This window comes from Mycobacterium sp. NPDC006124, from assembly GCF_040614235.1.
Lineage (GTDB): Bacteria > Actinomycetota > Actinomycetes > Mycobacteriales > Mycobacteriaceae > Mycobacterium.
On sequence record NZ_JBEXUA010000011.1, the window covers coordinates 105,848 to 115,785 of the forward strand.

The 9,938-nt window shown below is 68.0% G+C and carries 12 protein-coding genes; 2 read left to right on the forward strand and 10 right to left on the reverse strand.

Annotation, left to right across the window (positions count from 1 at the left end; all coding sequences use genetic code 11):
• Positions 1–56 precede the first annotated feature (56 nt).
• The 3 genes from ABZ195_RS21210 to ABZ195_RS21220 all read right to left on the reverse strand — a co-directional run bounded on the left by ABZ195_RS21210 (position 57) and on the right by ABZ195_RS21220 (position 3,049).
• On the reverse strand, positions 57–1,064 hold the full coding sequence (locus tag ABZ195_RS21210; protein WP_355221237.1) for a hypothetical protein: 1,008 nt from the start codon (positions 1,062–1,064) through the stop codon (positions 57–59).
• Positions 1,065–1,283: 219 nt separating this feature from the next.
• Positions 1,284–2,768 (reverse strand): RNA-guided endonuclease TnpB family protein, encoded by a 1,485-nt coding sequence (locus ABZ195_RS21215; protein ID WP_355221239.1) that lies wholly within the window; start codon positions 2,766–2,768, stop codon positions 1,284–1,286.
• Positions 2,769–2,779: 11 nt separating this feature from the next.
• Positions 2,780–3,049, reverse strand: coding sequence for a hypothetical protein (locus ABZ195_RS21220; protein ID WP_355221241.1), 270 nt, complete (start codon positions 3,047–3,049; stop codon positions 2,780–2,782).
• Between the two features lie 137 nt (positions 3,050–3,186).
• On the opposite strand from ABZ195_RS21220, the gene ABZ195_RS21225 reads away from it, so the two are divergent.
• Positions 3,187–3,570, forward strand: coding sequence for a hypothetical protein (locus ABZ195_RS21225; protein WP_355221243.1), 384 nt, complete (start codon positions 3,187–3,189; stop codon positions 3,568–3,570).
• 44 nt (positions 3,571–3,614) lie between these two features.
• Here ABZ195_RS21225 and ABZ195_RS21230 read toward each other — a convergent pair whose 3' ends face one another.
• Together ABZ195_RS21230 and ABZ195_RS21235 are read right to left on the reverse strand one after the other, a co-directional pair.
• Complete coding sequence (locus ABZ195_RS21230; protein WP_355221245.1) at positions 3,615–3,995, reverse strand: type II toxin-antitoxin system VapC family toxin; 381 nt, start codon at positions 3,993–3,995, stop codon at positions 3,615–3,617.
• On the reverse strand, positions 3,992–4,240 hold the full coding sequence (locus ABZ195_RS21235; RefSeq protein WP_355221247.1) for a type II toxin-antitoxin system prevent-host-death family antitoxin: 249 nt from the start codon (positions 4,238–4,240) through the stop codon (positions 3,992–3,994). The genes ABZ195_RS21230 and ABZ195_RS21235 overlap by 4 nt, the downstream gene beginning before the upstream one ends.
• 34 nt (positions 4,241–4,274) lie before the next feature.
• Here ABZ195_RS21235 and ABZ195_RS21240 point away from each other — a divergent pair, with 34 nt between their 5' ends.
• The gene (locus tag ABZ195_RS21240) at positions 4,275–5,363 is read left to right on the forward strand and encodes a hypothetical protein (protein WP_355221249.1); all 1,089 of its coding nucleotides are present in this window, start codon (positions 4,275–4,277) and stop codon (positions 5,361–5,363) included.
• A gap of 75 nt (positions 5,364–5,438) precedes the next feature.
• Here ABZ195_RS21240 and ABZ195_RS21245 read toward each other — a convergent pair whose 3' ends face one another.
• The 5 genes from ABZ195_RS21245 to ABZ195_RS21265 form a co-directional block, all read right to left on the reverse strand.
• Entirely contained in the window at positions 5,439–7,415 is a 1,977-nt protein-coding gene (locus ABZ195_RS21245; RefSeq protein WP_355221251.1) for a hypothetical protein, read from the reverse strand.
• 270 nt (positions 7,416–7,685) lie between these two features.
• Positions 7,686–8,087: a hypothetical protein gene (locus ABZ195_RS21250; RefSeq protein WP_355221253.1), complete on the reverse strand. Its 402-nt coding sequence runs from the start codon at positions 8,085–8,087 to the stop codon at positions 7,686–7,688.
• A complete protein-coding gene (locus ABZ195_RS21255; RefSeq protein ID WP_355221255.1) occupies positions 8,071–8,379 on the reverse strand; it encodes a hypothetical protein in 309 nt (102 codons plus the stop codon). Before ABZ195_RS21255 ends, ABZ195_RS21250 begins: the two co-directional genes overlap by 17 nt.
• Positions 8,372–9,391, reverse strand: a complete 1,020-nt coding sequence (locus ABZ195_RS21260) for a hypothetical protein (RefSeq protein ID WP_355221257.1) — start codon at positions 9,389–9,391, stop codon at positions 8,372–8,374. Before ABZ195_RS21260 ends, ABZ195_RS21255 begins: the two co-directional genes overlap by 8 nt.
• Positions 9,379–9,831 carry a hypothetical protein gene (locus tag ABZ195_RS21265; protein ID WP_355221258.1) on the reverse strand — a complete coding sequence of 151 codons (453 nt, stop codon included), beginning with the start codon at positions 9,829–9,831 and terminating at the stop codon, positions 9,379–9,381. The genes ABZ195_RS21260 and ABZ195_RS21265 overlap by 13 nt, the downstream gene beginning before the upstream one ends.
• Positions 9,832–9,938 lie beyond the last annotated feature (107 nt).

Genomic DNA, 9,938 nt, shown 5'->3' on the forward strand with positions numbered 1-9,938 from the left:
ACACCGCCACAACCAACTCACCGGCCGCGGCGACCACCGGAAACGACAGTGCCCCGCTAGTGACCCGATGCGTGCGAGCCGCCGGCGTTTCCGAACGGCGGTTCCTCGGACTCGATCTCGGGGATCGCGCCGAACGTCTGCTCGACGCCTCCGGGGGCGTCGTAAATCTTGTCCTCTGGGAAGATCGCGGGATCGCGTTTGGTGCTCTCCCCGTTGCCCTTGTTGCCGCCGCCGTGCATGCCGTGCATCGGCATCATCGGCATCATCGGCCGACTGGCGGCGGCGCCGGCGCCCGTGCCGGCGCCGGGAGGTTGCAGCGCACTGCCCTGCAAGGCGCTGGAGGTGTTCATGGGGGTGACTGGGGTCTCCAGACCGGCCGGCATCGTGGTGCCGGGGTCCATGCCGCCACCGCCCCCGCCGCCAAATCCGCCGCCCCCGCCACCGAGACCATCGAGCCCGAGGTCCGGCGTGGCTGATTCGCTCGCGGACTTCGTGGCCTGCTCGGCGACCTTCCCGACCAGCTGCCCGACTTGCTCGCCTGCCTTGCCGACCGCCTCACCCATCTTGCTGGCGATCTGCGACAGCTGCTGCGAGACCTGCTGGGCGATCTGGGTGCCGGTCTGCATTCCCATCTGCATCATCTGCTGCATCATCTGCTGGGACTGATCGCCGCCAAGCATCTCCTGGGCCTTGTCCTTGGCTTCCTGGTCGATCGACTCCGGATCCAACTGCCCCGGAACATTCGAACCAGCCAGTCCCTGACCGGGAGTGCCGCCGTTCTGGAAGCCGGCGGCATTCTGGGCGTCCTGGCTCTCGATGCTCGACATCGCGCCCTGCGTCGTGTTGTTGAGGTCCTGCGCGCCGCTGGACAGTGCCGGGCCCGCCGGCGACAGGCCCGCCTGCAGACTGCCCGTCAGCATCGAGATCTGATTGCCGACCGGGCTCGATGCCCCAGGTGGGGACAGCGCCGAGGACACACCAGTCTGCAGGTCCGATCCGGCCTGCTGGCCCTGCTGCCCCATCGCGCTGGATCCACCCTTGAAGGCCGGGATCTCAAACCTCATCGGCTCCATAGGGTGAGTTTATCTGCAGAAACAGCTCCGAGCCTGCGCCGATCACAATACCTTTCTAGCGGCCGACGCTTAGGGCGCCCACTCTTGCGCGTGCCTGGTGAGGACACTCGCCCGTCCGCGCGTGGAGCCGACGCAGCCGTCCCGACCGACCACCACACGCACACCGATGTAAGTGTCGATGGGCTCACCCGTCCGCGCGTGGAGCCGACCCTAGTTGAACAGCACACAAGCGCTGGTTTGGTCGGGTTCCGCTTCGGATGGGTGACCACCCCGTTGCCGGGCTGGAGTGGCCATCACAGTGTGGTGGTGGCCTTCCCGCTTCATCACTGCCGTCGACCGTGGCCCCGCGGGTAGCGGGTGGTCGTCGGCGGCTCGACGGGCGTTTAATGTCTCCCCCGCGCCGGGGGCGACAGCCGCCTGGGCGGCGATGTTGATGGCTGCGTTGACGTCTCTGTCTGCGGTGAACCCGCATGCAGTGCAACGGTATACGCGTTCGGCGAGGGTGAGCTTGGCTTTCGCTCCGCACGCTGAACACGTTTGAGTGGATGGAAAGAAGCGGTCGACGACGGTGAGGGTGCTGCCGTACCAGCGGGTCTTGTACTCGAGTTGGCGGCGCACTTCTCCGGGGGCGACGTCGAGGATGGCGCGGTTGAGTCCTGACTTCGCTCGGACGTTAGTGCCGGGTTTGTCGAGTGTGCCGCGCGCTGAGCGGGTCATGCCAGCAACGTTGAGGTCCTCGATTGCGATCGTCGACCACCCAGTGGCCAGCGCCTTGGTGAGGGTGTGCAAGGTTGTGGAGCGGCGTTCGGCGGCTTCGTGGTGTCGGCGGCCGATGAGGCGGGCTGCTCGGTGTCGCCGGTTCGAGCCCTTCTTGGTCCGCGAGAGGGCTCGCTGGGCCTTCGTAAGGCGGGCTTGTGCGGCGTTCACGTGCCGGGGGTTGTCAATCGTCTCGCCAGTGGACAGCGCCGCGAGGGTATGGACGCCGAGGTCGACCCCGACGGTGCCCGCCCGCCGTTGACGACGCGTGGGGGTGTCCTCGGTTAGGGGTTGCTTGACGAGAATGCTGGCGTACCAACGGTGGCCGCCACGGGAAATCGTCACTGACTGGATGACAGCACCGCGGCCGAGGGCACGGCAGAGCAGCTTGGTTGACGAGTGCACGCGCAGGGAGCCCAGGCGGGGGACGATGATCCGGCGGTAGCCGGTGTCCGGCCGGATTGTCGGGTTCTTGACGTCGTGGTGGATGCGGAAGCTGTCGCGGCTGCGGTGTTTGGTCTTGAACCGCGGCCTGCCAACTTGGCGGCCTTTCCGTTTTCCCGTGAGGGAGTCGAGCCAGTTCTTCCAGGCGCGGTCCGCATCGGCGAAGGCTGATTGGAAGGCATACGTGCTCACGGTGTGCCACCACGGGCACAGGCCGCCCTGGCCACAGCGGTCGTCGCCCTTCGCAGCGTTGAGCGCCTTCTGAATGGCAAAGTGGCCAGGCACTTTCGGTACTCGCTTTGCGGCGCCGGCTCGATCCACGCCGACGTCCACCGCCAACTTGATGGCTGTCTTGCGCTCGTCGAGGGCGGCAAACTTGGCCGCGAGTGCGTGGTTGTACGCCCACCGTGCCGCGCCGGCGTGCTGCGCAACCGCGGACGCCTGGGCCTCGGTGAGGTCCAGCGCGAACCGGTACGCGCGCAGCTGCTCAGCCATTGCCGGTGATGCTAAGTCCGGGAGGTGACAATCGAGCGGCTCGCCGCAGGAGATCTCGGGTCGATCAGCGCCAGCAGGGTGTGGCGGGCGTCAAGGTCGTTCGGGTCGTCGTGCAGCTCGTCGCACGCGATCCGGATCCGACGGGCGAGGGCCCGCTCGTCCAGGGCGGGTGTCGATTGTCGAAGAAGATCACGGGCATTGGCTTGGGCCACGGGGTCCAGCGGGGAGCAGTAGAGGTCGTCGCAGGCCTCTTGGATCTGGTGAGAGAGCGTGTCTGCCATCTCTGCTCCTGCCCCGTCTCGCGATCACAATTACAGTTGATTCGCATACTCAACTTCAGTTGTCACTATAGCGAGTATTCAAGGCGCGTTGTCAACAGATACCCATCGGAGTTGAGTGGAGCAGCTAGTCTGCCCAGGTGGCATTCGACGACCTCAGCGACGAGGACCTGGCGCTCGCCACGAGCCGTGTCGCGGCCGACGCTCTGCACTCCGCGCGCCTATTGGCCGCCGATCATCTCGTTCGAGGGCCTGGGGGCGGTGCCGGCGACGCAGCAACCGCCGTGGACGTCCTTCTCGCGCGTGACTCCGCGGATGGCCGCTACGAGCTACTGCGCGCATTCGAGAAGCCCTGGGCGACCTTGGTTATCCGGATCCTGGCTCCGGTGGCTGATCCTGCCCCAGCTATGCAGGACGCCCGCGATCGAGGGGTGACGGCCGCGGCGATCGCCAAGGCTTTGGGAGTGTCCCAGCAGGCGCTATACCAGAACTCGCGGTACGCCGAGATCGTCCGCCGCCGCTGACATTTTGTTTCAAAGTTTCATTTATTCGGCCGCGGGTCGGCGGGTTAGATCGGGCTGATGTCGATGAGGTCTTCGAGGCCGCGGAAGTCGTCGGCGTTGCGGGTGTAGAGGCGAGCCGAGTGGGCGTGTGCGGTGGCTGCGACGAGGAGGTCCATGGCGCGGGCTCGGGGTTGACGGCCGGCGTCGACGACGGCGGCGGCGATCTGTCCGTAGCTGGCGGCGACTGTGTGATCCATTGGGAGGGGGTCGAAGTCGCGTTGGATGGCGAGGAGTCGGCGGAGTCGTTCTGCTCGCACTCGTTGGGTTTTAGCGACGAGGACGCCGAAGTGCAGTTCAGCCAGTGTGATTGCGCTGATGGCGAGGTCGCCTTCGAGGGGGTTGACGTCCGTGGCGATGACGACGCTGGTGTCGAGGATTGCTTTCATCGTGGCGTCCAGGGGTCGGCGATCTGCTGGTCGATGAGGTCGCGGTCGGTGTCCCAGTCGGGGTCTGCGGGGCCGTTGAACAGTTCGGCGACGTCGGACCACTGGCGCCAGGTGCGGGGGTTTGCGGGTACGAGGCGGGCGCCGGGGCGGCCGGAGACCGTGATGACGATTTCCTCGCCGTCTTGGACGCGGCGCACGAGGTCGGATGCGTTCTGGCGCAGTTCGCGGACTCCCACGGTTTCCATACCAGCACGGTAGCACATGTGCTACATTCTGGTTATGGCATTGCGTGAGTTGCTATTTGGCAGCGTCGACCTCCGAGGCCTCGACGGCGACGGTGCGTTGCAGTGGCGCGCGGATGGGTCCTTCCGCGTGCAGCGCTGCGATGGTGTGACGGTTCGGGGTGTGGCCGGTGATGCCGAGGCTGTGGCCGAGCTATTGCGCCGCGGCGGGGTCCTGGAGGCTGACGGCTCGGTGTACCGGGCGCGGCCGAATACCGAGGTGGTCGATTTCGGATGGACGTCGGAGGCGTCGGAGGCAGCCGCTGACCTCGACGCGGACTTCGTACGCCAGCTGGGGTCTGGTCGACCGGACGGCTTGGTGGAGCATCTGGCAGCGGTGGCTGCCGGTGTTCCGGAGAGTGCGGGTGAGCGGGAGATCCTCGCGCGGGCTCGGGCCGCGGAGCTGAATGGGACTGTCCCGCAGGTGGGTTCGCACCGGGTGTTCGCGCCGCCGTGGAATGCTGCCGATTGCGGCGCGTTCGGGGTCGAGGATGCGGCGATGCGCGGGTGGGCGACGTGGGCGGAGTGGGTGCCGGCGCGATTGTTGACGTCGACGAACGCCGAGACGTGGGGTGACATTGATCGGAGCCCGCGGCGGGACACGATCGTGCAGGTGGCCGAGTGGCTGCGCACGGCGGTCTCGGCCGGGACGGTCGATGAGTGGCTGAGTGAGATGTTCGCCCACGATCCGATGTTGTTGCACCGGTTGGAGGGGCCGGCGGGCCCGGTCTATGAGGTTCTGCGTGGAACTCATCGTGCGCATGCTGCTCGGGTGTGGGGCCTGCCGTGGGTGCTGGGCCGGGTGCATGTGGAGCGGTTGGCGAGGCCGCTGCAGCCGCACACGGCGCGGATGGAAGCGTTGTGGGAGGGCCTGTGCCGGCGGGGTCTGCTCTCGGCGACGCGAGAGGGCGGCCGTTGGTATGTGGTCGAGGCGGCTGCGGAGTGGATGTTGACGCCTCCGGCGATGGCGACGCGGTGGAATGCGATGTATGAGCGGGTGTATCCGGGCGCGTTGCAGGCGTTTACGGGCTTGAGCGTGGATGTGCTGTGTGATGCTGAGCGGTGGGCGGCGGCGCTGATGGCGTGAGAGCGTTCGGACGTCGGACGCGGCAGTGGCGGCCCACGGGGTGATCCGTGGGCCGCCACTGTTGGTTGGGCCGGGTTATGCCGCGGCGGCGTGTTTCGGGGTGTCGGTACTCGCTGCGGCGTGGCGCGGGGAGGTGTCGGACGCGTGCTTGGGTGTCTTGGTCGAGCTGCTCGCGGCGGTGTCGCGGTCCGGGGAGCTCTGCCCGGTCGCGCTGGTGGCGTTGTCGTTCTTGTCGGCGTCGCGGACGCGGGGCTTCTTGGGCGGGGCGGCCGGTTTGTCGGTGGCGGTACTTGTTGAGTCGTCCCCCGTGGTGGTGGGCTTCTTTCCGGTGGCGGGCTTCTTTCCGGTGGCGGGCTTGGTCTCTGCTGGTGACGCCTCGGTGTCCGGCTTGACCTCGGCCGCTGGTTTGGTGGTGTCCGGCTTGGTCTCCGCGTTGTCGGACGGGGTGGTTGCAGTGTGGGTGTCCGGCGTGGCCGCTGCGGGCGGGGTGTCGGGGGTGGGTGTGGTGGCGTCGACAGCGGTGGCTTCGTCGAGCTCGGCGGCCGCGGGTGCTTCGGCGGTGACTGGCGCGCTGCTCGTTCCGGCGATGTGTTCGGTTTCCGCGGAGTCTGTTTCGGTGTTGTGGGCGGGTCGCTCCGTGGTGTCCCCCGCTGTTGGCTCGGCGTCCTTGGCGGTCGTGGTGTCGGCGGCGAGGGTGAGGGTGACGGCCTTGGAGCTGGGTGCGGCGGCGGTGAGCGTGCCGGTGATGGAGGAGCCGAAGTCGAGGGCCGCGGCGATGGTGCGGAGGCCGGCCGCGGTGGTGAAGGCTGCGGCGTTGACGACGGTGTTGACGGTGGCGGCCATGGCGTGGGGCAGGTTGTAGACGAGGGAGGGCAGTCCGGCGGCTTGCATGATGCCGCTGGCGGCGGTGGCCAGTCCTGTTGTGAGCGCGGTGATGACGTTGGCCGATGCGTTGGTGATGTCGGCCGCGGCGCTGAAGGGGACGGAGGCCAGGGAGCTGGCGGTGTGGCCGATCTTGGTGACGGTGGTGATGCCGGCGCCGACGAGGATGGACACGGCGTTGGTGTAGCTGGCGGGGCTCAGTGGTGCGGTGCCGATGGTGTTGATGACGTCCTGGATGGCGCCGGGGCGGGTGCCGTTGCCGATCCAGGTGGCGATCGTGTCGGAGGCGCCGTCGGTGATCTTGTCGAGGACGGTGGTGGCGGCGTTGGTGATGGTGGTGGAGGCGCCGTTGACGCCGGCGATCGCGGCGGTGACGGGGGCGGAGACGATGCCTTGGACGGCGGTCAGTAGGCCGTTGATGAGGTCGATGTCGGTGAGGGTCTTGCCGGCGTTGAGGAGGCCGTTGAAGGTGTTGAGGGCGTTGTCGACCTGGGTGGTGACTCCGGTGACGACGGTGTGGGTGACGGTGAGGGCGTTGGCGCCGAGGGTGTTGACGGCGCCGAGGCCCTTGTTGACGAGTAGGCCGGCGATGTCGATGGGTGTGTTGAGCAGGCCGGTGTAGCTGGGTAGCGCGAGCGGGTTGTTGATGACGGTGGCGACGGCGTGCAGGGCGGTGCCGAGGGAGCCGGTGAGGGTGGAGGTCAGGAGGTCGGCGAGCTGGCCGCTGGTGAGCACGATGGTGCCGTTGGCGGCGTCGACGGAATAGGAGAGGCGTGAAAGTCCGTTTCCTGCGGTGTTTTTGAGTGTGGTGAGGATCGCGGCGAGGGTGCGGTTGTCGGTGGCGGCGATGAGGACGTCCCACAGCGTGTTGTTGAAGGTGGCGGCGGAGCCCAGGGCGCCGGCGAGGGTTTGGCCGGGGGTTCCGACGAGGCCGGTGACGGTGGTGGAGGCGGACTGCAGGGCGGCGTTGAGGTTGTTGATCAGGGCGGTGACGTCGGCTGGGTTGATGGCGGCGGTCAGCTCGACGCGTGGGGCTGAGATGTGAGGCAGCGAGAGGTGCAGCGGCGCTGTCGGCGGTAGGACCAGTGGCGTCAGGGTGAATGCGGCAGCAGTGGTCAGGGCGAGCGCGGGAAGGGGTGAGCGGCGGGTAGCGGCGGCGTGCATGGCCATCGGGGTCTCCTGCGAGCGGGCGGGCTCCAGATTTTTACCTGGTGAGGGAAATTTACCAATGGCGGTGACTGGCGTCCGGGTTTGCCGAGGAGTGCGGATCGCGTTCATGCGCCGAATGGACCGCTTGTCGCTCGGCGGCCGGCCAGGGGCCATGTCGTCGCCGCAGGTCAGAGCCGGTGTGCGGACAAGAAGGGTGCGTGGATCCGCGCCTGACCTGGCGGTGCGCCGCGGCGCGGGGACGTGTTATCGCCGCAGGTCAGCGGCGTTTTGTCAGATGGCGTTGTCGAATGAGCCGTCGTCGGTGTAGTCGGTGTCGTCGAGATCCCATTCCTGGCCGGCCGGGTCGAGCACGCGATCGTGGCTGCAGCTCGGGCAGCGGAACGCCGAGAGCACGCCCACCGGGTGCCGGCCTGCGTGGAGGCGGGCGCGGCCGATCGCCGGCGGGGCGCTGGCCGGGTCGGTGAAGATCCGGCCGGTGTTGATCAGTGCGGCCGCGTTGGAGCCGCAGCGCCCGCACCGCTCGGGGCGCCGAGGCGGCGGGCAGACGAACATGTCGGCGGTGTCGGACCAGTCGCCCCACTGCACGGGCAGACCGTCCCAGCGTGGTGGCAGGTCGTGCTGGCGCGGCCACAGGTCCAGGCTGGCCTGCTGGCCGTCAGTCGGCGACGCCATCGGCGGGTTCCGGCGGGTCGGCCATTCCGGCGCAGGTGGGTGGCGGCAGGGGTACGAGGTGGCCGCGCTCGTTGGTGGTGTAGCCGTCTGGCGGCGGAAGTGGCAGCGGCACAATGGTTCCGCCGGTCGCCTCGGCGTACGCGCGGGCTTCGTCGGCTTCGTCGTCGGTGTAGACCCTGATCTCGGCTGGGCGGCCCGGCACCTTCACGAGCATGGTGAAGTCGGAGACCTCGACGGGTGTGGTCCGCTTGCGCGGCTTCTGCACGACGTGGCGGTAGGCCTCTTCACTCATCTGACCCATTCTGGGGGTGGCCACCGACACCTCCGTCCGGCTCGGGGTGCGGCGGCGCGGTGTGGCGCGACCACCCGTCGTGCGGTGTGAAGCACACGACGTCGTAGTCGGTGGCGACGATCAGCACGTCGATGTCTTCGGGCAGCGTCAGCGCGCTCGTGGGGACCTCGCCGGGTGTCTCGTGCAGGGCGTGGACCAGTCCCGCGGCGGGGCCGTCGAGGCTGGCCATGAGGACGAGCACGTGGGTTCCGGGGCGGCCGGCCAGCGACTGCTCCGCGTTCTCCGCCTGGTCGGACTTCAGCCACTTCGCCAGGGGTGCGGCGACATCACCGTCGAGGTCGAGGGTGCGCGGATGCTCGGTGATGGTGCCGGTCAGCAGGATTCCCGGTTCCAACGTGGTGTCGGGCAGGACGGCGCAGTCGAAGTAGAAGCCGAGCGCTTGCGCGTACTTGGGGAAGTTGTCGTGGTCGGTGAAGGCGTTGGTGATGCCGCGGGACTCGAGATCGGTGATGATCTGGGTGAGCGTCGCGATCAACGTCTTCACCTCCGGGGTCTTGCGGTTCCGGTCGTAGGTCGCAGCCGCGCGTGACACATCGACTGATACCGCCCACAGGTGGCGCAAACCGTCGACGGGGACGTATCGGTTCGGCAGCGCCTCGTAGAGGTTGATGAATCGGCGCAGCGCTTGACTCGTCAGCTCCTTGACCTCGACGACGTGGCGTTGCGAGGCGAAGTCCGGGATGGGTCCGCCCGTGGTGAATGTCGGATCCTGGTCGCAGATGCGGGTGAGGTCGGGGTCGTCGAGCACCGCGGCGGCCACCAGCTGCGCCCGCACCTCGCTGCGTTTGAGCCGGCAGCCGCGATGCCCGCACGGGGCTGGGGTGGTGTCGTCCGGTCGGGCTGGCTGGTTCATCTGCTGGGTGCGTTGAGTGGCCAGCTGCTGAACCCGTTGGGGCTCTTGGTGAGCGGCCTGCAGCAGCGGCTGCGGCGCGGCCGGATCTAGGTCATCCATGACAGGCGGGCCGCTTCGGTTCGGGAGGTCGTCCGGCTGGCGCGGAGCCGACGGCGCCGATCGGTGGCAATCCGATGCGAAAGCACCAGGTCCTCGCGCCAGGACAGGCTGCCGATCGTCGCGGCGAGAGTGTCGATCTGGGTGTCGTCGAGGGCGGCTGGCTCGCCGGCGCCGTCGTGGGCGGCCAGGACGACGATTCCCCGCAGCAGTGGCACGTTGGCGGCGGTGAATCGTGTTGTCGCGAGGAACATCTCGGTCGCTTTGCGGTTGACGCATCGGTGGGCTCGGTGCGTGGACGGCGTGAACCAGAAGTCGATCCCGGATCGGTTGGTCAGGGTCTCTAGGTGTGATTCGCGGATGACGTCGGCGATGTCGGCGACGGATCGGACGCGGCGCTTGTACAGCTCGCCGTTGTGGCTGGCGTGGAGTACTTGGATCATGCTCGGGCCCTTTGTCCGTGGGTTTGCAGCTACAGCAAACGTAACGCGGCATGCGCGCGCGGGGCCCGACCGCGGTGGGACATGCCGTTTGTGCTGGTTGCTGACGT

Coding starts and splice junctions, on each gene's coding strand:
- ABZ195_RS21240 (WP_355221249.1), top strand. CDS start 4,275: ATGGCATTGCGTGAGTTGCTATTTGGCAGCGTCGACCTCCGAGGCCTC.
- ABZ195_RS21245 (WP_355221251.1), bottom strand. CDS start 7,415: ATGGCCATGCACGCCGCCGCTACCCGCCGCTCACCCCTTCCCGCGCTC.
- ABZ195_RS21215 (WP_355221239.1), bottom strand. CDS start 2,768: ATGGCTGAGCAGCTGCGCGCGTACCGGTTCGCGCTGGACCTCACCGAG.
- ABZ195_RS21260 (WP_355221257.1), bottom strand. CDS start 9,391: ATGGATGACCTAGATCCGGCCGCGCCGCAGCCGCTGCTGCAGGCCGCT.
- ABZ195_RS21235 (WP_355221247.1), bottom strand. CDS start 4,240: ATGGAAACCGTGGGAGTCCGCGAACTGCGCCAGAACGCATCCGACCTC.
- ABZ195_RS21250 (WP_355221253.1), bottom strand. CDS start 8,087: ATGGCGTCGCCGACTGACGGCCAGCAGGCCAGCCTGGACCTGTGGCCG.
- ABZ195_RS21255 (WP_355221255.1), bottom strand. CDS start 8,379: ATGAGTGAAGAGGCCTACCGCCACGTCGTGCAGAAGCCGCGCAAGCGG.
- ABZ195_RS21230 (WP_355221245.1), bottom strand. CDS start 3,995: ATGAAAGCAATCCTCGACACCAGCGTCGTCATCGCCACGGACGTCAAC.
- ABZ195_RS21265 (WP_355221258.1), bottom strand. CDS start 9,831: ATGATCCAAGTACTCCACGCCAGCCACAACGGCGAGCTGTACAAGCGC.
- ABZ195_RS21210 (WP_355221237.1), bottom strand. CDS start 1,064: ATGAGGTTTGAGATCCCGGCCTTCAAGGGTGGATCCAGCGCGATGGGG.
- ABZ195_RS21220 (WP_355221241.1), bottom strand. CDS start 3,049: ATGGCAGACACGCTCTCTCACCAGATCCAAGAGGCCTGCGACGACCTC.